Here is a 21,808-nt window from a genome sequence, read left to right as displayed (position 1 = left end):
GGAAACGATCCGTATCTAAGGGGATTCCATGGCCACCACAGCGACCTCGGTCCGCGCTCACGCCCGCCGCACATTCGTCATCGCCGCGGCCCTCTCCGCAGCGCTGTCGGTCCTGCTGCTCGCCTTCGCCCTTCCCGGTGTCCACGCGAAGCCCGACGACATCCGCATCGGGGTGGTCGCGTCGGCGGCAAGCGCCCCCGGGATCGAGCGGTCCATCGACACCGCTCAGCCGGGCGTGTTCGACTTCTCGCGTCCCGACTCCGAGGCCGACGCGCGATCGGCGATCGAGCACCGGGATCTCGACGGCGCGCTCATCATGGGCGCCAACGGTGTTCGCACCCTGGTCACCACCGCGGGGAGCCCTTCGGTGGCCACCATCGTCGAGACTCTCGGCGACCAGGTCGCGCAGCAGAACGGGATCACCGGCACCGTGGTCGACGTCCGCGGATTCGGCAGTGGCGACCCGAAGGGCGTCGGATTGGCTGCCGGCGCACTGCCGTTGGCGCTCGGCGGATGGATCGGCGCACTGGTCATCATGATGACCGTCCGTCGCCCCCGCCCCCTGGTCATCACCACAGTCGTGTTCGCCGGCGTCGGCGGTCTGGCGCTCACGGCCATCCTGCGATTCGTCCTCGGCACCTTCGACGGCCGATTCTGGCCCACTGCCGCCGCCGCGATGCTGGGGATCGCGGCCACCGCGTTCGGCGTCATCGGGCTCCGCACACTGCTCGGTGCGGCCGGTCTCGGGATCGCCGGGCTCGCGCTCATCGTGCTCGGCAACCCGCTGTCGGGGCTCACCAGTTCGCCGGAGCTGCTACCCGCGCCGTGGGGCGCGATAGGCCAGTACCTTCCGCCGGGAGCGACCGGAACCCTGCTGCGCAACACCGAGTTCTTCGACGGCAACGCGACCGCACACCCCATCGCCGTGCTCAGCGTGTGGTTGCTGATCGGGCTGGCGTTCTACGCGATCGCCACCCTGCGCGGTCGCGGCAGCGGCGACGCCGTCGAAGAGATCCTCGACGAGGAGTGGGACGTCGAATCACGCGCGACACGAACAGCCGTGCGGTGAGCGTTCAGCCCTGACGCATGCCTGCGGTCAACGGCGGCAACGACTGCTCCTCGTCGTAGGAGGCGTCGCCGTGCGAGACCGGGGTGAGGGTGAGCAGCGTGGCCTCGGGACGGCAGCAGAAGCGGTACGGCGCGTACGGCGAGGTGCCGAGTCCGGCGCTGACGTGCAGCTTCATCGACGCACCCCAACTCGAAGGGCCCTTCACGCGTGACCGGTCGAGTTCACAGTTGGTGACCAGCGCACCGAAGAACGGCAGGCAGAGCTGACCGCCGTGGGTGTGTCCGGCCATCACGAGGTCGTATCCGTCGTCGGCGAACTTGTCGAGCACACGGGGCTCGGGGGAGTGGGTGAGTCCGAGCCGCAGGTGGGCCAGCGGATTGGGGCGGCCCGCGACGGTCTCGTACCGGTCGCGGTGCAGATGCGGGTCGTCGACACCGGCCGCGGCCACGCGGACCCCGGCGACCTCGAGTTCGCGCACCGTGTGGGTCGCATCCAGCCAGCCGCGCTCGGTGAACGCCGCACGCAGGTCCTGCCAGGGCAGCGGTTCGCCGAACGACTTCGTGTGGTTCTTGTTGAAGTACTTCAGCGGGTTCTTCGGGGTGGGCCCGAAGTAGTCGTTCGACCCGAAGACGAACAGGCCCGGCCGCGACAGCAGCCCGCCGAGCGACTGGATCACCGACGGCACCGCCTGCGGGTGGGCGAGGTTGTCGCCGGTGTTGATCACGAGATCGGGTTCGAGCGACTCCAGCTCCGAGACCCACGCCTGCTTGAGGCGCTGACCGGGCAGCATGTGCAGGTCGCTGATGTGCAACACGCGCAGCGTGCCCGAACCGGGCTCGAGCACGTTGAGGGTGCGATGTCGCAGCGCGAAGGCGTTGCGCTCGATGAGCGTCGCGTACGCAAGGCCGGCGGTGGCCGCACCGGCGGCCAGCGCTGCGCCCTGCTGGAATGACGTGAGCCGTGCCGCGCCGGCACCGATCCGCGAGAAGTCGACCTCTACCATCCGGCCAGGATACCGATCGTGTCGCGCCGGTGGCCAGATAAATGACCTCAGGCGCGGCATCGATCGCGATTACCGTGGCCCCATGACCGATTCCCCGCTCAAGCAGAAGCTCCGCGCCGACCTCACCGCCTCGATGAAAGCCCGCGACACCGACACCACCGCGACGTTGCGCATGATCATCTCGGCGATCGGCGCCGAAGAGGTCTCGGGCACCGAGGCGCACTCACTCACCGACGAGCAGGTCACCGGGGTGTTGCTGCGCGAGAACAAGAAGCGCGCCGAATCGGCATCGATCTACGACGAGAACGGTCGCGGCGAACTGGCCGCGAAAGAACGCGCCGAGGCGGAGATCATCTCGCGCTACCTGCCGGCCCAGCTCGACGACGCAGGCATCGACGCCCTCGTCGCCGACGCGATCGCCGCGGTGGCCTCCGAGACCGGGGAGGCCCCCACCATGCGCCAGATGGGTCAGGTCATGAAGAAGGTGCAGACCGCCGCCGCGGGTGGGGCCGACGGCAAACGACTGTCGACCGCGGTCCGCGCCGCGCTCGGCTGAGGCGACCTCCCGGCGATCAGCCGCCCGGGATCACGATCGGCCCGATACCCGGGATGTCGATGGTGGTCGGTGGCAGGCGCGGGCCCCGATCGGGCGCCGGTGTCGATACGCGTCCCTGGCCGTCGCTGACGTAGATCGTCACCGTGGTGCCGGGGATCGCGGTGCCCGTGGGCGCGGTGCCGGTCACCGTTCCCGCCGACTCCGGGCTCGTGGTGGTCTGTTGGTCGACCTTGAAGCCGTTCTCCTGCAGACGCTGCGTCGCCGCACTCGCGGTGAGACCGATGACGCTGGGCACCCGACCGCGTTCGCTGCCGTTCACGTACTGCGGATCGGTGGGCGGCAGCTCGGTGGGCCCGAATTTGTTCGCCACCGGCAGGATCGCGTTGTACCAGGTACGCGCGGGCTCGTAACCGCCGTACAGGTCGCCGCCGAAGCACTGGCGCAGCGGCGAGGAGCAGATGTCCTCGGGGCTGGTGGTGTCGCCGTAGATGTAGCTGGCGCCGGCGAAGTTGTTGGTGAACCCGAGGAACGCCGAGCTGCGGTGCGCCTCGGTGGTCCCCGTCTTGCCCGACACCGGAAGCGTCCACCCGGCCGAGCGTGCGGCGCCGGCCGAGGTGCCGCCGCCACGATCGTCGGCCGACAGAGCGTTGGCCAGCGTGTCGGCCAGACCGCGGTCGACGACCTGTTCGCACGCGGGCGGGGTGAACGCGACCGCGGTCATCTCCGGCTGGCCGTTCGCACCGATCACGTTGTTGCCGTTGCGATCCCGCTTCTTCTGGGTGATCGACTTGATCGGGTTGGGCGGGCACCACATGCCGTGCGACGCCAGCGTCGCGGCGACGTTGGACAGCTCGAGCGGGTTGACGGCGTTGGGGCCCAACGTGAACGAACCGAAGTTGCCCTGCTTGGTGTAGTCGGCGAGGCTCAGGTCGCCCTGGCCCGAGGTGCCGGCCTGGGCGTAGGAACGCATCCCGAGCTTGACGGCCATGTCGACCGCCGAGGGCACACCGACCTCGTTGAGCAGCTTCACGAACGCGGTGTTCGGTGACTGCGCGAGGGCGTTGGTGATCGACATCGTGCGCGGGTAGCGGCCGTCGTTCTTCACGCAGTAGGTGTTCACCGGGCAGCCGTTGACGCCACCGGAGGAACCCATCCCCTTGGCCTGGTAGGTGCTCGGCACGTCGAGCGACGCCGACGACCCGAGTCCCTTCTCCATCGCCGCGGCGACGGTGAAGATCTTGAACACCGACCCGGCGCCGTCGCCGACCATCGAGAACGGCTGCGGCTGCACGGTCTGATCCCGCCGCTGATCGAGCCCGTAGTTGCGGCTCGAGGTCATGGCCAACAGGTCGTGCGAGGTGGTGCCCGGACGGATCACGTTCATCACGTTGGCGATACCGGTGAGATCGGGTGCGGCGACGGACTGCACCGACGCCTTCGTCGCGGCCTGCACCTGCGGATCGAGCGTGGTGGTGATCGTGTAGCCGCCGCGTAGCGCGGCGTCGCGGGTGATGCCGTTCTCGGCGAGGAATTGCAGCGCGTAGTCGCAGAAGAACCCGTTGTCGCCCGAGGAGATGCAGCCCTGCGGCAGCGACCGCGGCTGCGGGAGCACACCGAGCGGCTTGGCCTTGTCGGCCTCGAATTCCGCTGCGCGCTCGGGGAAGTTCTCCTTCATCGTGTCGAGCACGGTGTTGCGACGATCGGTGACACCGGATTCGTTGGTGTAGGGGTTGAGCGCCGAACTCGACTGCACCATGCCCGCGAGCATCGCCGACTCGGTGACGTCGAGTTCCTTCGCCGACTTGCCGAAGTAGGTCTGCGCCGCCGCCTCGATCCCGTACGCGCCGTTGCCGAACGGGACGATGTTGAGGTAGCGGGTGACGATCTCCTTCTTCGCCTCCTGCTTGGCGGCGGCCTCGTCGATGTTCTTGTCGCGCATGGCCTGATCGGTCAGCGTCTGCTCGAGGGTCAACGCCATGCGGACCTCACGCAGCTTGCGCGCGGGGGTGGTGGCAATGGCGGCCTGACGATCGGCCTCGGTGCGCGCGAGCACGAGCAGTTGGTAGTTCTTGATGTACTGCTGATCGAGCGTCGACGCGCCCTGCTGCACCTCACCCGACGATGAGTTCTTGAGGAACGCGCGGATGGTGCCCTTCCAGTCGACACCGTCGTGTTCGAGGAAGCGACGGTCCTCGATGGAGATGATCGCGCGGATCATGTCGGGCGAGATGTCGTCGTAGCCGACCTGCACGCGGCGCTGATCGTAGAGATAGGCGATCGGACGACCGGTCGAGTCGGTCATCGTGGTGACCTCGGGGACCGTTCCGTCGAGCAGCTCCGACGACGAGTTCTCGACCGTGGTCGCGGCCTTGTTGGTCAGCAGACCGAAGCCGCCGGCGAACGGGAAGAGCAGGGCGGCGACGAGCACACCGGCGAGCAGGCAGCAGCCCAGCAGCACCCAGAGGGCCTTCGACCGCTGGGGGCGATGGGTTGTTTCGGACACGACCACAGGATACGGGGTGCGTGGGGCTGCCCCCGTGAGTCGACGTCACAACACCCCTGCTTGGACGGCCGTCCCACTGTGCCGGTTCCCCTCGACTTGACTGTCTGTCTCGGTAATACCTAGATTGATGTACCGAATGTGACTCACGTAACATTCGAGTCCTAAAGTGGCGGGGCTTGCCCCGCGAACGATTTCTAGAAGCGACAGGGGTTCCCCATGGCGAACGCGGCAGTGACCACCGGAGAGACCGAAGCTCGACTCGCATGGGTATCGCAGGCCAGGTGTCGGGGTGGGAACCCCGACGAGCTCTTCGTCCGCGGCGCGGCGCAGCGCAAGGCCGCCACCATCTGCCGTCACTGCCCGGTGCAGCTCGAATGTGGAGCCGACGCCCTCGACAACCGCGTCGAGTTCGGCGTGTGGGGTGGCATGACGGAGCGTCAGCGGCGCGCACTGCTGCGCCAGCACCCCGAGGTCACCTCGTGGGGCGAGTTCTTCGAGAACCAGCGCCGCCGTCACGCAGACGCGGTCTGACCTCCCGCTTTCTTCCCTACGGCGTCACTACGACGCCGCGCGGCCCGGTCCGCCGAGGATCTGCTCGGCGACCGCCCGCAGCGCCTTCCGGTCGGCGACCTCGAACGGCAGCGACGGCACCCCGACGATCGGCACGCCCGGGTGCGACGTGGTGAAGCGCCGCAGCAGGTTCAGCTCGCGACGCCCCGTGGTGGTGCGCTCGGCGTGGATCGCCAGCACTGCCCGTGTGATCCCCTCATCGACCTGATCGAGCGCGGTACGCGCCGCGTCGGCCGATATCGACGTCAGGTTCGGGTGCGTGCGGTTGAGGATGAGACCCGCGAGCGGCATCTTCTCCTCCGACAGTCGGTCGACGAAGAACGCCGCCTCGCGCAACGCATCGGGTTCGGCCGAGGCGACGACCACGAACTGGGTGCCGGGGCGCTTGAGCAGGTTGTAGGTGGTGGTGGCGCGCTCCTGGAAGCCGCCGAACATCGCGTCGAGTGACTGCACGAACGCCGAGACGTCACGCAGGGTGTCGCCGCCGACGATGGTCGACACCCCACGCATGGCGAGGCCGACGACACCGGTGACGACACGACCCACGCCGCGTCCGCCGCCCATGAGGATCTTCATCAGACGCCCGCTCATGAACGTGCCGAGCCGCGCCGGCGCGTCGAGGAAATCGAGCGCGTTGCGCGACGGCGGGGTGTCGACCACCACGAGATCCCACTTGTCGAGCGCGAGCAGCTGCCCGAGCTTCTCCATCGCCATGTACTCCTGCGTCCCGGAGAACGAGGTCGCCACGGTTTGGTAGAAGGAGTTGTTCATGATCGCCTCGGCGCGGTCGGGCGTCGAGTACTGCGTGACCATCTCGTCGAACGTGCGACGCATGTCGAGCATCATCGCATCGAGTTCCCCGGGGCCGTCGATGGCGACCGGCTGTGGCTCGTTGGTCAGCTCGCTCATCCCCAGCGACTGCGCGAGACGACGCGCGGGGTCGATGGTGAGCACCACCACGCGGCGCCCCTGCTCGGCGGCGTGCACCGCCATCGCCGCGGCGGTGGTCGTCTTGCCGACACCGCCGGCGCCGCAGCAGATGACGACCTTGGTGTCGGGCGACCCGAGCACCTTTCCCATGTCGAGTTGAGCGACCATCAGGCACCCGTCCGTTCCAGAAGGGCGGAGATCTCGTAGATCCCGCCGAGGTCGACACCGTCGTCGTAGGAGGGGATCTCGACCGTCGCGATGTCCACCTCGTCGAGTTCGGCCTTGGCCACCTGCTGGGCCTGCACCCGGCTGGCGTGTTCGATCGATTCGGTGAGCAGCCCCTGCAGATCGGCCTCGGTGACGGTGAGGCCCGCGGCGGCGAGTTCGGCGGCGATCGTCGGTGCGTCGACGACACCCTCGGCGACGGCGTCGATCTGATCGTCGGCCAGATGCGGCGGTGCGACGCGGTTGATGATGAGCGCGCCCACCGGCAGGTTCTTGCCGCGCAGCTCCTTGACCGCCTCGATGGTCTCCTGGATCGGCATCGCCTCGAGCAGGGTCACCAGGTGGACCGCGGTGAGTTCGGAGTGCAGCAGATTCGCGACACCGTCGCTCTGATTGCGGATGGGCCCGGTCTTGGTGAGATCGGCCATCGCGGTGGTGACGTCGAGGAAGTTGCCGATGCGGCCCGTCGGCGGGGCGTCGACGACGACCGCGTCGAACACCTGCGCACCGGACTTGTCGGTGCGCACCACGCACTCCTTGATCTTGCCGGTGAGCAGCACGTCACGCAGGCCGGGCGCGACGGTGGTCACGAAGTCGATCGCGCCGATGCGTCGCATCGCGCGTCCGGCGAAACCGAGGTTGTAGAACATGTCGAGGTACTCGAGCAGGGCGTGCTCGATGTCGATGGCGAGCGCGGTGACCGTGCCGCCGCCCTCGGCGGTCGCCACGCGGGTCTCGGTAGGTGGCAGCGGCGGGATGTCGAAGAGCTGCGCGATGCCCTGCCGGCCCTCGCACTCGACGAGCAACACCTTCTTGCCGCCGGCGGCAAGCGCGAGGGCGAGGGACGCGGCCACGGTCGTCTTGCCGGTGCCGCCCTTGCCGGACACGAAGTGCAGACGGGCCGAACGCGCGGACGCGGGCCACGTGGAGCCGGCGGCGGGGCCGGGTGAGGCGTCGGGGCCCTCGTGGGGTGCACCCTGGGCGGATTCAACTGACACATAGCAACCATATCCACCCCGCGAGGGCCGATAGGGTGAGTGCCATGAGTGAACTGACCGCGTGGGAATACGCCACCGTGCCGCTACTGACCCACGCCACCAAGCAGATCCTCGACACCTGGGGTGTCGACGGCTGGGAGCTGGTCAGCGTGCTGCCCGGGCCGACCGGCGAGCAGCACGTCGCGTACCTGAAGCGCCCGAAGGGCTGAGCGCGATGGCGGACACACAGCGGTCGTGGAGCGCGCGCCTGGCCGAGCTCGGGATCGAGCTGCCCAAGGTGGTCGCGCCGCTCGGCGTGTACTACCCCGCGGTGCGGAGCGGCAACCACGTCTACACCTCGGGTCAGTTGCCGATGGCCGACGGCGAGCTGACCGTGCACGGCAAGGTGTCCGAGGGTGCCGAGGGAGTGGTGAAGCCCGAGCAGGCCCGCGACGCTGCACGCCTGTGCGCCCTCAATGCGCTCGCCGCCGTCAACGGACTCGTCGGGATCGATGCCGTGGTTCGTGTGGTGAAGGTGACCGGCTTCGTCGCCTCGGCGCCCGGGTTCACCGGTCAGCCCGGCGTGCTCAACGGCGCGTCGGACCTCCTCGGCGAGGTGTTCGGCACCGCAGGCCACCACGCCCGTTCGGCGGTCGGTGTCGCCGAACTGCCGCTCGGTGCCCCGGTCGAGGTCGAACTCGTCGTCGAGGTCGGAGACCTCTGATCTGCGCGAGTCGCCGACAGCTGACCGGTCAGGCCTCGCGGAGATAGGTCAGCTGGGCCTTGACCGACATGCGTGCAGCGGGCCAGAGCTTCTTGTCGACGTCGCGGTAGACCTTGCGCACCACCTTCATCGGTTTGGCCTGTGCGGGAGTGAGTTCCAGTTCGGCGAGCGCGGCGCGGATCTGGTCGAGCCGCTCCTCGCGGTGGGTCTTGTAGAACCGTGCGACCGGGATGAGGTCCGGGTGGTCGGGGCCGTGTCCGGGGAGCAACGCGCATCCCTCGCCCTCGACGATGAGTCGGTTCAGTGAGTTGAGGTAGTCGCGCAGAGTGCCGTCGCTGGGGTCGAGAACCGTGGTGCCGGAACCGAGGATCGTGTCGCCGGTGATCATGGCGCGGCCGATGACGCGTACGGGTTCGGTGGCTGCGGTGTTCGCGGGGTCGCCCTTGGCGAGGTGTTCGACGAGGAAGCTCGTGGAATCCGCGGTGTGGCCCGGCGTCAGCAAGACGGTGATCCGGAGTCCGGCGGCCTCGATCACCTCACGGTCGGTGAGGATCGCGCCGTCGCGGCAGTGCGCATCGGTGCGGGCGCGTACCGGTGCGCCGGTCATCTTGTGGAAACGCTTGATCGCGTCGGTGTGATCGGCGTGGCGGTGGGTGATGAGCACCAGCGCGACATCGCCGGTCTCGGCGACCCGCTTGAGGTGCTTGCGATGGGCACGGGGACCGGGGTCGACGACGACACAGTCGGTGCGCCCGGGTGCCTGCAGGATCCAGGTGTTGGTGCCCTCGAGTTCCATCATCCCGGGGTTCTCGCACAGCACCACCGAGGCGAACGCGGTGACGGGGCGTCGGATCTCGTACGCGGGATGCGCTGGGGCGGTCATGGCACGAACGCTACCGGGTCCGGTCATGGTGCACCTGTGCGTTCACAGCCCACTGACAGTGGCGCGCAATGGTCCTGCCAGTTCGCGTCCCTAGTTTTCGAGGTGTGCGGAGATGGTCCGCACGCCCACGTGTCGGACTCGGCGCAGGACAGCAGGAGTGAAGAGTGAACATCAAGAAGGCAGCCACATCCACCATCGCCGCGGGATTCGTCGGTGCCGCCATGCTCGGCCTCGGCGTGACCGCCGGGACCGCGAACGCTGCGCCGGTGGCGCCGAACACCCACACCCAGCAGCAGGTGCAGCGGCAGCAACCCCAGCAGCAGCGCGTGGTCACCGTCAACCGCCCGAACTACCGTCCCTTCACCTATCGCGGTGCGCACGTGACGCCGCGGTACGACGTCGCGCGCGGCCAGTGGGGGTTCACGTTCGACCGCACCTTCGTGCACGTGGTGCTCGTGCGCCGCTGACCCGCTCGCCCGCGGGCGACACCAGAACTCGACGGTGGGAGGGTGCGCACCCCCGCAGACGCACCCGAACACCGTCGATCACCGGACAACCCGGCAGACCCCGTCCGTCTGCCGGGTTGTTCGCCGTCGGTCAGTTGACGGCGTGCGCGATCCGGTCGAGGACGCCCTGGATGTGCAGACCACGCCGCGCGTCACAGTCGTGATCGGCTCCGGTGGCGACGGTCTCGAGGAACTCGTCGATCAGGACGGCGAAGCAGTCGGGTGATGGCGTGCTGCGGTCGGTCAGCTCCACGACACCGTCGGGGCCGTGGACGCGGAACTGGCTGATGGTGGGTCGCGCCGGAACCCGCAGCGACAATTGCATCGCCGTGCGGGCGCCGGATTCGTGGACCAGTGACACCGACCAGACGTCGGAGCCGCGGTCGATCGACGCCGCCTCGACATCGACAACGGGGCCCAGGGCGCGGTCCATGAGGTCGACCACGTGCGGACCGACGTCGAGCAGAGCGCCGCCGTCGGCCCGCCACTGAGATGCCGAGTAGCGACCGCCGAGCAGTGCGCCCGACAGCCACACGCCGAGGCCGCCGGTGAAGGTCCCGGCGTCGACGGCGTGGAGGAACGCCCGGGTCTCCGGGGCGAAGCGTCGGGTGAACGTCACGATCGACCGCACCCCGGCCTCGGTGACGGCCTCGACGACCGCGTGCGCATCGGCGAGGGTGCCGGCGATGGGCTTGTCGAGGATGACGTGTTTCCCGGCGCGGGCGGCCTCGATCGCCAACGGAGCCTGCGCCTGCGGGGGCACGGCGAACGACACCGCGTCGTTGTCGCCGAGCAATGCCTCGAAGCTGTCGAAACGGGGGATGTCGAGGTCGGCCGCGGCCTCGGGACGTCGGGTCCACACGCCGGTCAGCGTGACGCCGGGATGGGCGGCGAGGGCGGGGATGTGGGTGTCGCGAGCCCAGGGCCCGCCTCCGACGACGGCGATGCGCATGCCGACGAGCCTAGGCCCGTCGCCCGGGATGGCCTGTCGTCACCGGCCCGCGGGAGCGTCGCAACCACTCGAACCACGCGTCCATGCCGTCGCCGGTCTTCGCGCTGACCGGCAGGATCGCCGCGGACGGGTTGGCCTCGCGGACGGCGCGGATGTAGTCGTCGAGATCGATGTCGAGGTACGGCACCAGGTCGATCTTGTTGATCACCACCACGTCGACGCTGCGGAACATCACCGGGTACTTCTGTGGTTTGTCGTCACCCTCGGTCACCGACCACACCATGGCGCGTCGGTGTTCGCCGACGTCGAACTCGGCCGGGCACACCAGGTTCCCGACGTTCTCGATCACCACGAGATCGAGGTCGTCGAGGTCGAGGCCCTGCAGCGCGCGGTTCACCATCGGGGCGTCGAGATGGCATTCGCCGCCGAACCCCTCGGAGGTGTTCAGCAGCGACACCTGCGCGCCGCGACCCGCGAGGCGGGCGGCGTCCAGATCGGTGGCGATGTCGCCCTCGATGATGCCGACCGCCATCTCGTCGGCGATGGCGTCGAGAGTCGCCTCGAGCAGGGTCGTCTTGCCCGAACCGGGGGAGCTCATGAGGTTCACCGCGGTCACCCCGGCCGCGGCGAACGTGGCGCGGTTGATGTCGGCGCGGTGATCGTTCTCCCCGAAGATCGCGTCGAGGACGTCGACCCGCTCGCGACCGGTGTCGTAGCCGGACATGTCACCGTGGTCGTGGTCGTGGTCGTGGTCGTGGTCGGTGTGCGTGTGCCCGACACCGTCGTCGTGTCGATGAAACCTGCCCATGCCCGCCTGCGCCTCTACTCGGCCGGTGCGTTCGACCGTGTCGAGACCGCGTGCGGCGGAACCCATCCGCCGAATGCCTTCTCGAGCTCGAGTGCGATGGCGATGGTGACGTTGTCGTTGCCGGGCTGCGAGGCGACCTGCACGCCGACGGGCAGATTGCGGGGACTGAATCCCAGTGGCACCTCGGTGACGGCCATCCCCAGCATGTTGAAGATCGCCGCGCCGCCGAACAGCCAGGGGCGGGCCAGCGTGCCGTGGTGGAACGGCGCGGGTTGCGGCAGCGGCGGATGCAGCATCACGCCGTTCTCACCGATGGCGCCGGCGACCTCGTCGGCCAGGTCGCGGGCGAACTTGTCGATCAACTTGCGCGCCGGCGGCGGCAGGAGTTCTGGGAGGCGGTCGCCGATCATCGCCAGCTGCAGCTGAAGACTGTTGGCGCGCAGCACCGCCGGGGTGAGGTGCCGTTTCGGTGTCTCGCCGAAGGAGTCGAAGAGGTTCATCACCGAGGTGCCGGCGTGGCGGCGCAGTTCCATCAGGTAACTCGCGATCACGCGGCGCATGGCCGGCATCGGCTGCCACACGACATCGGCGCCGCGCTCGGCGAGCGCCTGACCGGCGGCGTCGCGGGCGTCGCGCACCGACCTGTCCATCGGACGCAGGTAGCTCGATTTCGTCGGGATCACCACGCGCAGACCGTCGAGGTCGACGGAATCGACCGAGCCGCAGCGGGTTCCGTCGGCGTCGTCGGCGAGGATGCGCAGCAGCGGCATCAGGTCGGATGCGCGGCGCGACATGGGTCCGAGCGTCTCGAGGAGATCGACCTCCTCCTCACCCGACAGCGAGGGGATCGATTCGTTCGCGGGCACCAGCCCGGGGGACGGCTTGTGGCCGAAGACGCCGCAGTAGAACGAGGGGATACGGATGGAGCCGCCGGTGTCGCCGCCGACACCGAACGGGATGCCGCCGCCACCGATGGCCGACCCCTCACCGCCCGATGATCCGCCCGAGACCCGACGCACGTCATAGGGATTCGAGGTGCGGCCGTAGACGCTGTTGGTGCTCTCGATGCCCAGGCACAGTTCGGCGGTGTTGGTGACACCGACGACGATCGCGCCCGCGCGGCGAAGCCGTTGCACCGCAATCGCATCGACATCGGCGATGATGCCCGCGCGACTCGACAGGCCTGCGGTGTGCGGCATCCCGGTGACCGGGATCGACTCCTTGATGGTGCAGGGCACCCCGAGCAGCGGGCGGGCGGGATCGGCCTTCGTACGGGCGGCGTCGACGGCGTCGGCCTCGGCGAGCGCGGCGTCGAACCGGTCGCGCGCGATCGCGCCGAACTCGGCGCGGGAGCGCAGGGTGTCGACATGGAACTCCACGACCCGCCGCGAGGTGGTGCGACCGTCGGCGATGGCCTCGGCCAGCTCGAAGGCCGAAGCGGTGCCGATCCAGGCGTCATCGACGGGTGTCGAGGCGGACGAACGTCGTCTGGCACGTGGCTGTGTCACACCGACGACCCTAGTGGAGATGACGCCGAGATCGTCCGTCTCCGCGACCACCGCCGGCCATATGCCGGAGGTGACCCCGTGCTCGGACGATCTCAGCGGAAAATCGGGTGTGCGCGGCGCGGGCGACTCCGTACCGTCTCGGCATGGTCAGTGAGGGAACGGTCCGATCGTGGGACTTCGACAACAAGTTCGGTGTCATCGAATCCGTCGACACGCCGGGCGGCTGTCGTGCCATGTCCTGGGACGTGATGGTGGAGGGAGTGTCGGTGACCGGCGAAGACGGGTTCTCCACGATCGGCTTGCCGGTGGGCGAATCGGTCGGTTTCGAGTGGAAACCGGCCGCCGGCGACGAGGAGTTCGACTTCTGCGCGGTCGCGGTGTGGCCTTCGCGATGTGACCCACCCGCGGAGATCCCCAGGGGTGCTTTCCGCACGTCGCTGTGGACGATGACCGACGGCGACGTGCGCGGCGATGGTGCGCAGATAGCCCGAGAGATGAACGCCGCCGACCTCCCGGAGCCACCGCCTCGCGCGCCGCTCCCGCGGACCGTCGGCACGGTCCGGTCCTGGAAGCCCGACGAGGGCTGGGGCGTGGTCGATTCGGCCGAGACGCCGGGCGGTGCGTGGGTGCACTTCAGCGAGATACGCGGGGTGAGCGGGTTCCGCACGCTCGAGACCGGAGCGCACGTCGAGTTCGCATGGGAAGAGGCCCGGCAGGATGGGTTCGCCTACCGCGGCAGCGACATCGACGTCATCGAGACACCCGCGACATGAGACGACTCCCGCGCCAGTGATCACTGGCACGGGAGTCGATGCGTGACGCAGGACTATCGGGAGGTCAGCGCGCGCGTCGGGCGAGACGCTCGGAATCGGCGATGAGGACGCTCTTCCCCTCGAGTCGCAGCCATCCGCGCTGGGCGAAATCGGCGAGCGCCTTGTTGACCGTCTCACGGGAGGCGCCGACGAGCTGGGCGATCTCCTCCTGTGTGAGGTCGTGGGTGACGCGCAGGGCGCCGGCCTCCTGGGTGCCGAACCGCTGGGCGAGCTGCAGCAGCTGCTTGGCGACACGTCCGGGGACATCGGTGAAGATGAGATCGGCGAGGTTGTTGTTGGTGCGTCGCAGGCGCCGGGCCAGGACGCGGAGCAGCTGCTCGGCGATCTCCGGACGATCGGCGATCCACGCCTTGAGGGCATCGCGGTCCATCGACACCGCGCGGACCTCGGTGACCGTGGTCGCCGAGGAGGTGCGGGGCCCGGGATCGAAGATCGACAGCTCGCCGAACATGTCCGACGGACCCATGATGGTGAGGAGGTTCTCGCGGCCGTCGCCCGACCGGCGACCGACCTTCACCTTGCCGGCGAGGATGATGTAGAGCCGATCGCCCGGTTCGCCCTCGTTGAAGATGACGTGTCCGCGCGGGAAATCGACGGGCTGGAGTTGCTTGGTCAGTGCGGCGACTGCGCTCGGCTCGACTCCTTGAAAGATGCCGGCCCTCGCCAGTACTTCCTCCACGTACGCCCCTTCCTAGGGTGCTGCGGCGGGTCGGGCCCGCGACAAGTTGCTCGGCAGTGTTGAATTTGTCACCACGCCACGGCTGAGTCTACGGCCAAGACTGTTGGCGGGTCCGGAGAACGTCGACAACGCCGCCACCTGCGTCGTTCACGCGGTCGGCGGGCGAGGTGTGCGGGACTGGGTCGGGGTCAGCTGGCCCGGACCGTCGGGGCCACCGCGGCGGGGTGTTCGTCCTCGGCGTCGTCGCGACGGGCGCGGAACTCGTCGAGCGCGGCGGGGAAGCCGTCGACTGCGAGTGTCTCGACCTGTTCCGGGGCGGCGCCGGCGAGGAACTCCTCGACGTCGTCGCGGGTCACGCTGTCGTCGTTGATCTGGTGTTCCATCTTCTCCATGGCCAGCGCGAAGAGCATGAGCACTGCGGGGAAGAGCAGTACCGCGAGTCCGTGCATGTGCAGTAGTGAACACGACGCAGGTCTCGGTGGGGCAACGAAACCCGCGGGTGGAACCCAAGCGTTACCTTCGGCCGATCAGGCGACGTCGCCTCGGCGTCGTGGTGGCTGACCGGAAGCTGAAGAAGCGGCGGCCGACCCCACCGACCTCGCAGAACGGGGCACTGCGCTCAGTAGGCTGGAGCAGGTGAGCCCAGATCACCCCACCAGCGCCGCGCCCGGGTCCGCCCGTCGCACGCGGCGCGCCACCGCGGCCGACCGTGGCACCGAGACCCGCACCGGGCTGGTCCGTCGGGCGCGTCGGATGGATCGCACCCTGCAGACGGCCTTCCCGCACGTGTACTGCGAACTCGACTTCACCACCCCGTTGGAGCTGTCTGTCGCGACGATCCTGTCGGCGCAGTGCACCGACGTACGCGTCAACCTCACCACCCCGGCGCTGTTCGCGCGGTACCCCGACGCCGCGGCCTACGCCGGCGCCGACCGCACCGAACTCGAGGAGATGATCCGCTCCACCGGCTTCTATCGGAACAAGGCCAACTCGATCATCGGCCTCGGGCAGGCCCTCCTGGAACGGTTCGACGGCGAGGTGCCCGGACGCCTCGAGGACCTCGTCACCCTGCCCGGCTTCGGTCGCAAGACGGCCAACGTGGTGCTGGGCAACGCGTTCGGCGTCCCCGGCATCACCGTCGACACCCACTTCGGTCGGCTGGTGCGCCGATGGAACTGGACCACCGAGACCGATCCGGTGAAGGTCGAGCACGCCGTCGGTGAGCTGATCGAACGCAAGAACTGGACCGATCTGTCGCACCGCGTGATCTTCCACGGCCGTCGCGTGTGCCACGCCAAGAAGCCGGCCTGCGGCGTGTGTGTGCTGGCGAAGGACTGTCCGTCGTTCGGCGAGGGACCGACCGAGACCGAGAAGGCCGCGGCCCTGGTCAAGGGCCCCGAGACGGCGCATCTGCTCGCGCTGGCGGGGGTCTGAGACCTCCGATGCGATCCGGTCTGCAACGCATCCCTGCGTCCGCTCGGTGGTCGATCGCCGCCCTCGTGGTGGTCATCGCGCTGATCGTGGCGATCTGGCCCCGCGACACCTCCTCCCCCGACGCCGCCCTGGGCGCGGGTCAACCCACCACCGCCGGCCCCATCCCCGGGGCGAGTGCGTCGGTGAGCGCCGGTGATCTCGACGCCGCCCGCGCCCGCGCCGCGCTGGCCCCGTGCCCGGTCGGTACCGGTCCCGCGCCGGGCACCTCGGCTCTCGCCGGGGTGACGGTGCCCTGCCTGGGCGCCCCGGGCGACGTCGACATGGGAGCGGCCACCGCGGGACGTCCACTGCTGGTCAACTTCTGGGCACCGTGGTGCCTGCCGTGCCGTCGCGAACTCCCCACCGTCGCCGCCTTCGCCGCGTCGGCGGCGGGCAAGGTCGACGTCCTCGCCGTGCAGGCCAAGGAGGGCTCGGAGAACCCGGTGCTCGCCCTGGGTCTGCTCAGCGAGATCGACGTGCGGTTGCCGTCGGTGGTCGACACGCAGGCGAAGATCGCCGCGGCCCTGGGCATCCCGCGCGCCTACCCGGTGTCGGTGCTGGTGCGGGCCGACGGAACCGTCGCGAAGGTGCTCCCGGAGGTCTTCACCGACGAGAAGTCGATTGCCGACGCGGTGAACCGGTACCTGGGCGTCACCCTGTGAGCCGCGATCGCGACGCCGCGGCCGCCACGGTCGAGGCCGGACCTTTGGTGCCCGCCGACGAGATCCCGGCATGGCTGCGTCCCCTCACCGACAACGTCGACGGTGTCACCGACAGCGTCAACAATCGCGGTGGCGACCGCACCCGGCTGGTGCAGGCCGCGTTCCGACGCGGGTCGCGACCGGCGTCGGTGCTGGTGTTGTTCGGCGGCGCCTTCGACAGCGACCGTAACCCGCCCGCCGACGCCGACGTGCTGCTCACCCAGCGGGCGACGACCCTGCGCAACCACGCCGGGCAGGTCGCCTTCCCGGGTGGCGCACGCGATCCCGGCGACGACTACCCCGTGGGCACCGCGCTGCGCGAGGCGCAGGAGGAGACCGCCCTCGACCCGGGCGAGGTCCGCGTGGTGGCCCGCCTGCAGTCGTTCCCCGTGCCGCCCTCGGGCTTCGACGTGATCCCGGTGATCGCGTGGTCGCCCGACCCCGGGCCGGTGCGCGCAGTCGATCCCGGCGAGACCGCACGCGTGGTACGGGTGCCGATCGCGCAGATGATCGACCCGGACAACCGTTTTCAGGTGCAGCGCTCGGTGATGGGCGGACGCGTGTACCGCGGGCCGGCGTTCTGGGTCGCCGACATGCTGGTGTGGGGTTTCACAGGCGGTCTGCTCGACGCCATCTTCGACACCGCGGGATGGACCGTCCCGTGGGACACCGACGACGTGCGTGACCTCGCGGACATGCTCGAGAAGACAGGACAGCGATGAGCGGTTCGGGTTGGGTCGATCTCGTGGTGATCGCGATCGCGTTGCTCGCGGCCGCCTCGGGGTTCCGGCAGGGCGCGGTCGCCTCGGCGCTCGCGTTCGTCGGCGTGGTGCTGGGTGCCATCGCGGGGATCCTGTTGGCACCACACATCATCGACCACATCGGCGACCGGCGGTGGCGGTTGGTGGTCGGTGTCGGTCTGCTGGTGGTGCTCGTCGTCATCGGTGAGGCGTCGGGGATGATCCTCGGCCGCGCCGCCCGCGGCGGCATCCGGTCGCTGCTGGTGCGTCGCGCCGACAGTGTCGTGGGGTCGCTGCTGCAGGCCGTCGCCGTCCTCATCGCGGCGTGGTTGCTCGCCATCCCGGTGAGCAGTTCGGCCGAACCCACCATCGCCAACGCCGTACGCGGGTCGAAGGTGCTCGGCGGTGTCGACGACGTGGCGCCGGGATGGCTTCGGCAACTGCCCAGCGATTTCAGTTCCCTGCTCGACGACTCGGGGCTGCCCGAGGTCATCGGACCGTTCGGTCGCACACCGGTCACCAGCGTCGATCCGCCCGATTCGGGATTGCTGACCCTGCCTGTCATCGCGCAGCTCCGTCCGAGTGTGGTGAAGATCGAGGGTGTCGCACCCAGTTGCAACCAGGCGCTCGAGGGCAGTGGTTTCGTGGTCTCGCCCGAGCGCGTGATGACCAACGCCCACGTGGTGGCGGGTACGCGGACACTGCGCGTGCAGTCGGGCAACGGTGCGCTCGACGCGAAGGTCGTGCTGTTCGACCCCGACAACGACGTCGCCGTCCTCGACGTCCCCGGCCTCACCGCCCCGGCGCTGAATTTCGCCGATCGCAACGCCTCCACCGGCACCGACGCCATCGCGCTCGGCTACCCCGAGGCCGGTCCGTTCACCGCGAGCGCCGAGCGCATCCGTGAGGTGGTGAACCTCTCGGGACCCGACATCTACCGCGAGGGTGAGGTCAAGCGTGAGGTGTACACCGTGCGTGGGTCGATCCGGCAGGGCAACTCTGGAGGCCCGCTGATCGACACCGACGGGCGGGTGCTCGGCGTGGTGTTCGGCGCGGCCGAGGACACCGCGAGCGAGACCGGGTTCGTGCTCACCGCCGATCAGGTGCAGGCGAACCTGCGGGCGTCGGAGAACAACTCCGCGGCGGTCGACACGCAGTCGTGCGTGCACTCCTGACCGGCGCCGCTACAGGGTGAGCCGCAGGTGGTGGTCGAGCAACTCGATCACCCGCCCGGGGTTCTCCTCATGGGCGTAGTGGCCGCTCCCGTCGATCTCGGCGTAGGTCATCCGCGACGCGAAATACCGGCTGGCCGAAAGTGTCTCGGCGTGGATGTACCGGTCGTCGCGACCTCGCGCGGCGAGCACCGGGATGTTGAGTCGTCGGTTCATCAGCCGCAGGAACTTGGCGCCGTCGCGGCGGAACTGTGACCGGAAGGCCCAGCGGCGGTACTCCAGGCTGCAGAAGGCGACACTCGGGATCTGCACGGCGGATCGGTTGCGCCGCACCATCTCGGCGAACTCGTCGGTGCGCGCGAAGGCGGGGGTGGTGCGCTCGGTGAACATCGTCTCGATGAACGCACCGTCGTCGCGGGTGAGGGTCTTCTCCGCGGTGCGGGGCAGCTGGTTGCCGAGGAACTCGCCCATGAACGCCGACCGCTGGGGGCCGTTGCGCAGCACCGCGTGACGCAGGGCGCGCGGGTGCGGTGAGCCGATCACGGCGATCGACGTGACGGCCCGGGGATGCAGTGTCGCGGTGGCCCAGGCGACGAGACCGCCGTCGGCGTGACCGACCAGTGCCGCCTCGGTGTGGCCCAGGGCCCGCACGAGGGCGTTGGTGTCGCCGGCGAGCGTCCAGCCGTCGTAGCCGCGTGGCGGTTTGTCGGTGTCGCCGTAGCCGCGCAGATCGAGCGCGACGGCTCGGAAACCGGCGGCGTCGAGCGCGGTCAGCTGGTGGCGCCAGCTCCACCAGAACTCGCCGAACCCGTGCAGCAGCAGCACCAGCGGCCGATCGGTGCGTCCGGACCCGCATTCCACGGCGTGGAACCGGATGCCGTTGGCCCGGACGTCGAGATCGATCCATGGTCCGTCGATCCGCGCCGTCGACGGATCGGGCGCGGTCACCGGTGTCTCAGGTTCTCGGCTCAGGGGCTGGCGATCAGCGCGTCAGCGGCGCGGGGCGGCGCCGATGCCACCGGGGAGGTCGACCGGCGCGCCCTTGTCGCCGCCGGGCAGCACGCTGGGGAGCGCCTTGGCCGAGTCGATGGTCTTCTTCGGGGCCCGCACCCGTTTGAACACGATGAAGCCGACGACACCGACGACGATCGCGAGCACCAGCAGGATCAGGAAGACGATCCCGAAGGCGGCCCAGCGGGGGAGCCACTCGTCGAGGAGTTCGGCGAGGAAGAAGAAGAAGAAGAAGCTCGAGTACAGCGCGACCACGGCGGCGACGATGAACAGTCCCGCGCCGATCGCACCCTTCTTGACCTCACCGACGATCTCGGTCTTGGCCAGCTCCACCTCGGCCCGGACCAGGGTCGACATGTGTGAGGTCGCGTCCTTCACCAGACCGCCGATGGACTGCTCGGCAGGGTTGTGCGGATCGCTCAGCGGTATCGAGGAGACGTTTCTGCCGACGTGATCGGATGCACGGTCGTCCAGGCTCACAGCTGTTCCTCCATTGCGGGTCGGGCTACGGCCTCATCGTGCCATGCCCCTCATCGTGTCATGCAGCTGTGGGGTTCGACATCGGCAGACCACCCGGACCGGCCGATGCCGAACCACGTCCTCACGCGTTGGCCCCGGTGAGGGATCGGACCACCGCGGCGGCCGGCTTGTCGGCCCAGGTGTCGGTGTAGACGCCGAAGGTGCTCTCCGCGTCGGTGGTGTCGGCGGAGTTGCGATCGACGAGGGTGTAGATGAACGCCGGCCCCGCGTACGAGAGCGTGCGCCACGTGGTCACGAAGTCGCTGATGTAGTCGGCCTGCTGTGCCGCGCTGACCTGCATCGTCGACAGTCCGTACTCGGTGGCCCAGATCTTCTTCGCCGAATCGCCGTGGGAGACCATCAGGCCCCGGATGTCGTTGACCTGATTCAGCGGCGAATCGGGCAGCGTCGCTCCCTGGGAGAACCTCGTGGAGTTCTGATACGGGTGGAACGATAGGGCGTCGAACTTCCCGGCCGCCCCGGCGGCGTACATCTGCGAGACGAAATCGACCGGGTTGAGGCTGTAGCCACCCCAGGTGACCACCGAACCCAGCACGCCGCCGACGACGACGGCCGAGCTGTTCGCCGCCTTGATCTTCGGGTAGGCGGCGGCCAGCAGCCGGGTGTACCCGGCGGGGTCGGGGGCCGGGGCGTAACTGATGGCGCCGTTCGGTTCGTTCCAGATCTCGTAGGAGGAGATGGCCGAGTGGTACCGCGCGGCGACGGTGCCCGCGAAGGCGCCGAAGTCGGCGGGATCGGTCGGGGGCTGGTAGACGCTCGTGTTGGCCGGGCGAGCCCAGGTGGGCGTGGTGGTGACGACGGCGAGCACCCCCATTCCGCGTGCCGATGCGGCGTTGACCATGTTGTCGACCCCTCCCCACGTGTACTGCCCCTTCGTGGTCTCGACCGCTGCCCACGGGACCACGAGGCGGACGTCGTGGATCCCCAGCGCGGCGGTCTCGTCGAGGTGTTTGGCGACTGCGGTCGGGTCGTTGTAGGCGAAGTAGAGGTCGCTGTCGGCGATGCCGAGGGTCGTCGATGCGGTGCTCACCGTCGCGGCGTCGGTGATGGCATCCGGGGGACGGTGTCCGGGGGATCCGAGGGCGGTGACGCCGATTATCAGTATCGCGATCAGCGCGATCAAAATTGATCGAAGAATGTCTCGGAGAGAGATCTGTGGTGCGATTCGCATTTCTGTGCTCCATTCCGGTGAACCCCCCGGAAGAATTCCAGTCAAACAAAATCCGGCCCAGAAAAGAAAGCGGTCCCGACGAATTCCATGAATGTGTTTTTGTGCGAGAGGTGCCGACGAACTTAAAATGTGTACAGAATGAACAATCGTTAGAATGGACGTTTGCGCAGTTCGGGGGCGGTGTTCAGGTTCCTGTCCGACGCAGATTCACTACGGCAAATGTGCGATACATAAACTTCGTGATCGGCCTCGAATTCATTCCGAGAATGTCCAA

The 21,808-nt window shown here is 68.9% G+C and carries 24 protein-coding genes; 11 read left to right on the top strand and 13 right to left on the bottom strand.

Features of this window, described 5'->3' with window-relative positions; all coding sequences use genetic code 11:
- Positions 1-28: 28 nt before the first annotated feature.
- Positions 29-1,069 carry an ABC transporter permease gene (locus ACLBW1_RS11905; RefSeq protein ID WP_447812021.1) on the top strand — a complete coding sequence of 347 codons (1,041 nt, stop codon included), beginning with the start codon at positions 29-31 and terminating at the stop codon, positions 1,067-1,069.
- Positions 1,070-1,073: 4 nt separating this feature from the next.
- On the opposite strand, the gene ACLBW1_RS11900 is transcribed toward ACLBW1_RS11905, so the two are convergent.
- Complete coding sequence (locus tag ACLBW1_RS11900; protein ID WP_447812020.1) at positions 1,074-2,072, bottom strand: metallophosphoesterase; 999 nt, start codon at positions 2,070-2,072, stop codon at positions 1,074-1,076.
- An 82-nt stretch (positions 2,073-2,154) separates the two neighbouring features.
- Here ACLBW1_RS11900 and ACLBW1_RS11895 point away from each other — a divergent pair, with 82 nt between their 5' ends.
- Positions 2,155-2,628 (top strand): GatB/YqeY domain-containing protein, encoded by a 474-nt coding sequence (locus ACLBW1_RS11895; protein WP_447812019.1) that lies wholly within the window; start codon positions 2,155-2,157, stop codon positions 2,626-2,628.
- Positions 2,629-2,644: 16 nt separating this feature from the next.
- On the opposite strand, the gene ACLBW1_RS11890 is transcribed toward ACLBW1_RS11895, so the two are convergent.
- Positions 2,645-5,131, bottom strand: a complete 2,487-nt coding sequence (locus ACLBW1_RS11890; protein WP_447812018.1) for a transglycosylase domain-containing protein — start codon at positions 5,129-5,131, stop codon at positions 2,645-2,647.
- Positions 5,132-5,347: 216 nt separating this feature from the next.
- Between ACLBW1_RS11890 and ACLBW1_RS11885 the strand changes: the two genes are divergently transcribed.
- Positions 5,348-5,662, top strand: coding sequence for a WhiB family transcriptional regulator (locus tag ACLBW1_RS11885; protein ID WP_434216548.1), 315 nt, complete (start codon positions 5,348-5,350; stop codon positions 5,660-5,662).
- Between the two features lie 27 nt (positions 5,663-5,689).
- Here ACLBW1_RS11885 and ACLBW1_RS11880 read toward each other — a convergent pair whose 3' ends face one another.
- Both ACLBW1_RS11880 and ACLBW1_RS11875 read right to left on the bottom strand, forming a co-directional pair.
- Positions 5,690-6,799 carry an ArsA family ATPase gene (locus ACLBW1_RS11880; RefSeq protein WP_447812017.1) on the bottom strand — a complete coding sequence of 370 codons (1,110 nt, stop codon included), beginning with the start codon at positions 6,797-6,799 and terminating at the stop codon, positions 5,690-5,692.
- Positions 6,799-7,854 (bottom strand): ArsA family ATPase, encoded by a 1,056-nt coding sequence (locus ACLBW1_RS11875; RefSeq protein ID WP_447812016.1) that lies wholly within the window; start codon positions 7,852-7,854, stop codon positions 6,799-6,801. The genes ACLBW1_RS11880 and ACLBW1_RS11875 overlap by 1 nt, the downstream gene beginning before the upstream one ends.
- Before the next feature lie 44 nt (positions 7,855-7,898).
- On the opposite strand from ACLBW1_RS11875, the gene ACLBW1_RS11870 reads away from it, so the two are divergent.
- Positions 7,899-8,063 carry a hypothetical protein gene (locus ACLBW1_RS11870; RefSeq protein WP_188486393.1) on the top strand — a complete coding sequence of 55 codons (165 nt, stop codon included), beginning with the start codon at positions 7,899-7,901 and terminating at the stop codon, positions 8,061-8,063.
- A gap of 5 nt (positions 8,064-8,068) precedes the next feature.
- A complete protein-coding gene (locus ACLBW1_RS11865; protein ID WP_447812015.1) occupies positions 8,069-8,557 on the top strand; it encodes a RidA family protein in 489 nt (162 codons plus the stop codon).
- A 28-nt stretch (positions 8,558-8,585) separates the two neighbouring features.
- Here ACLBW1_RS11865 and ACLBW1_RS11860 read toward each other — a convergent pair whose 3' ends face one another.
- A complete protein-coding gene (locus tag ACLBW1_RS11860; RefSeq protein ID WP_447812014.1) occupies positions 8,586-9,440 on the bottom strand; it encodes an MBL fold metallo-hydrolase in 855 nt (284 codons plus the stop codon).
- Positions 9,441-9,604: 164 nt separating this feature from the next.
- Between ACLBW1_RS11860 and ACLBW1_RS11855 the strand changes: the two genes are divergently transcribed.
- Positions 9,605-9,907, top strand: a complete 303-nt coding sequence (locus tag ACLBW1_RS11855; protein WP_447812013.1) for a hypothetical protein — start codon at positions 9,605-9,607, stop codon at positions 9,905-9,907.
- A gap of 130 nt (positions 9,908-10,037) precedes the next feature.
- Here ACLBW1_RS11855 and ACLBW1_RS11850 read toward each other — a convergent pair whose 3' ends face one another.
- The 3 genes from ACLBW1_RS11850 to ACLBW1_RS11840 are packed head-to-tail and all read right to left on the bottom strand — an operon-like array spanning position 10,038 to position 13,214.
- Positions 10,038-10,898 (bottom strand): Gfo/Idh/MocA family protein, encoded by an 861-nt coding sequence (locus ACLBW1_RS11850; protein WP_447812012.1) that lies wholly within the window; start codon positions 10,896-10,898, stop codon positions 10,038-10,040.
- A 10-nt stretch (positions 10,899-10,908) separates the two neighbouring features.
- Positions 10,909-11,706, bottom strand: coding sequence for a hydrogenase nickel incorporation protein HypB (gene hypB, locus ACLBW1_RS11845; RefSeq protein WP_447812174.1), 798 nt, complete (start codon positions 11,704-11,706; stop codon positions 10,909-10,911).
- 14 nt (positions 11,707-11,720) lie between these two features.
- Positions 11,721-13,214 (bottom strand): amidase, encoded by a 1,494-nt coding sequence (locus tag ACLBW1_RS11840; protein ID WP_447812011.1) that lies wholly within the window; start codon positions 13,212-13,214, stop codon positions 11,721-11,723.
- A 143-nt stretch (positions 13,215-13,357) separates the two neighbouring features.
- Between ACLBW1_RS11840 and ACLBW1_RS11835 the strand changes: the two genes are divergently transcribed.
- Positions 13,358-13,987: a cold-shock protein gene (locus tag ACLBW1_RS11835; protein ID WP_447812010.1), complete on the top strand. Its 630-nt coding sequence runs from the start codon at positions 13,358-13,360 to the stop codon at positions 13,985-13,987.
- A 64-nt stretch (positions 13,988-14,051) separates the two neighbouring features.
- Here the strand turns inward: ACLBW1_RS11835 and ACLBW1_RS11830 are convergent, their stop codons facing one another.
- Positions 14,052-14,726: a Crp/Fnr family transcriptional regulator gene (locus ACLBW1_RS11830; RefSeq protein ID WP_447812009.1), complete on the bottom strand. Its 675-nt coding sequence runs from the start codon at positions 14,724-14,726 to the stop codon at positions 14,052-14,054.
- A 188-nt stretch (positions 14,727-14,914) separates the two neighbouring features.
- Positions 14,915-15,175 carry a hypothetical protein gene (locus ACLBW1_RS11825; protein WP_447812008.1) on the bottom strand — a complete coding sequence of 87 codons (261 nt, stop codon included), beginning with the start codon at positions 15,173-15,175 and terminating at the stop codon, positions 14,915-14,917.
- Between the two features lie 304 nt (positions 15,176-15,479).
- Between ACLBW1_RS11825 and nth the strand changes: the two genes are divergently transcribed.
- The 4 genes from nth to ACLBW1_RS11805 are packed head-to-tail and all read left to right on the top strand — an operon-like array spanning position 15,480 to position 18,815.
- Positions 15,480-16,160 carry an endonuclease III gene (nth, locus tag ACLBW1_RS11820; RefSeq protein ID WP_447812173.1) on the top strand — a complete coding sequence of 227 codons (681 nt, stop codon included), beginning with the start codon at positions 15,480-15,482 and terminating at the stop codon, positions 16,158-16,160.
- Positions 16,161-16,168: 8 nt separating this feature from the next.
- Positions 16,169-16,861 carry a redoxin family protein gene (locus ACLBW1_RS11815; protein WP_447812007.1) on the top strand — a complete coding sequence of 231 codons (693 nt, stop codon included), beginning with the start codon at positions 16,169-16,171 and terminating at the stop codon, positions 16,859-16,861.
- Entirely contained in the window at positions 16,858-17,622 is a 765-nt protein-coding gene (locus ACLBW1_RS11810; RefSeq protein ID WP_447812006.1) for an NUDIX hydrolase, read from the top strand. The genes ACLBW1_RS11815 and ACLBW1_RS11810 overlap by 4 nt, the downstream gene beginning before the upstream one ends.
- Complete coding sequence (locus tag ACLBW1_RS11805) at positions 17,619-18,815, top strand: MarP family serine protease (protein WP_447812005.1); 1,197 nt, start codon at positions 17,619-17,621, stop codon at positions 18,813-18,815. Before ACLBW1_RS11810 ends, ACLBW1_RS11805 begins: the two co-directional genes overlap by 4 nt.
- 9 nt (positions 18,816-18,824) lie before the next feature.
- Here the strand turns inward: ACLBW1_RS11805 and ACLBW1_RS11800 are convergent, their stop codons facing one another.
- From ACLBW1_RS11800 to ACLBW1_RS11790, 3 genes are all read right to left on the bottom strand, one after another.
- The gene (locus ACLBW1_RS11800) at positions 18,825-19,760 is read right to left on the bottom strand and encodes an alpha/beta fold hydrolase (protein WP_447812004.1); all 936 of its coding nucleotides are present in this window, start codon (positions 19,758-19,760) and stop codon (positions 18,825-18,827) included.
- A gap of 42 nt (positions 19,761-19,802) precedes the next feature.
- A complete protein-coding gene (locus tag ACLBW1_RS11795) occupies positions 19,803-20,303 on the bottom strand; it encodes a phage holin family protein (RefSeq protein ID WP_434216564.1) in 501 nt (166 codons plus the stop codon).
- A 121-nt stretch (positions 20,304-20,424) separates the two neighbouring features.
- Positions 20,425-21,534 (bottom strand): cellulase family glycosylhydrolase, encoded by a 1,110-nt coding sequence (locus ACLBW1_RS11790; protein WP_447812003.1) that lies wholly within the window; start codon positions 21,532-21,534, stop codon positions 20,425-20,427.
- Positions 21,535-21,808: the final 274 nt, after the last annotated feature.

The organism is Williamsia sp. M5A3_1d (assembly GCF_053345315.1).
Note: the sequence above shows the minus strand (reverse complement) of the source record. Positions and strands in the feature narration are given on the sequence as shown.

Coding starts and splice junctions, on each gene's coding strand:
- ACLBW1_RS11905 (WP_447812021.1), top strand. CDS start 29: ATGGCCACCACAGCGACCTCGGTCCGCGCTCACGCCCGCCGCACATTC.
- ACLBW1_RS11900 (WP_447812020.1), bottom strand. CDS start 2,072: ATGGTAGAGGTCGACTTCTCGCGGATCGGTGCCGGCGCGGCACGGCTC.
- ACLBW1_RS11895 (WP_447812019.1), top strand. CDS start 2,155: ATGACCGATTCCCCGCTCAAGCAGAAGCTCCGCGCCGACCTCACCGCC.
- ACLBW1_RS11885 (WP_434216548.1), top strand. CDS start 5,348: ATGGCGAACGCGGCAGTGACCACCGGAGAGACCGAAGCTCGACTCGCA.
- ACLBW1_RS11880 (WP_447812017.1), bottom strand. CDS start 6,799: ATGGTCGCTCAACTCGACATGGGAAAGGTGCTCGGGTCGCCCGACACC.
- ACLBW1_RS11870 (WP_188486393.1), top strand. CDS start 7,899: ATGAGTGAACTGACCGCGTGGGAATACGCCACCGTGCCGCTACTGACC.
- ACLBW1_RS11865 (WP_447812015.1), top strand. CDS start 8,069: ATGGCGGACACACAGCGGTCGTGGAGCGCGCGCCTGGCCGAGCTCGGG.
- ACLBW1_RS11860 (WP_447812014.1), bottom strand. CDS start 9,440: ATGACCGCCCCAGCGCATCCCGCGTACGAGATCCGACGCCCCGTCACC.
- ACLBW1_RS11850 (WP_447812012.1), bottom strand. CDS start 10,898: ATGCGCATCGCCGTCGTCGGAGGCGGGCCCTGGGCTCGCGACACCCAC.
- hypB (WP_447812174.1), bottom strand. CDS start 11,706: ATGGGCAGGTTTCATCGACACGACGACGGTGTCGGGCACACGCACACC.
- ACLBW1_RS11835 (WP_447812010.1), top strand. CDS start 13,358: ATGGTCAGTGAGGGAACGGTCCGATCGTGGGACTTCGACAACAAGTTC.
- ACLBW1_RS11825 (WP_447812008.1), bottom strand. CDS start 15,175: ATGCACGGACTCGCGGTACTGCTCTTCCCCGCAGTGCTCATGCTCTTC.
- nth (WP_447812173.1), top strand. CDS start 15,480: ATGGATCGCACCCTGCAGACGGCCTTCCCGCACGTGTACTGCGAACTC.
- ACLBW1_RS11815 (WP_447812007.1), top strand. CDS start 16,169: ATGCGATCCGGTCTGCAACGCATCCCTGCGTCCGCTCGGTGGTCGATC.
- ACLBW1_RS11805 (WP_447812005.1), top strand. CDS start 17,619: ATGAGCGGTTCGGGTTGGGTCGATCTCGTGGTGATCGCGATCGCGTTG.
- ACLBW1_RS11790 (WP_447812003.1), bottom strand. CDS start 21,534: ATGCGAATCGCACCACAGATCTCTCTCCGAGACATTCTTCGATCAATT.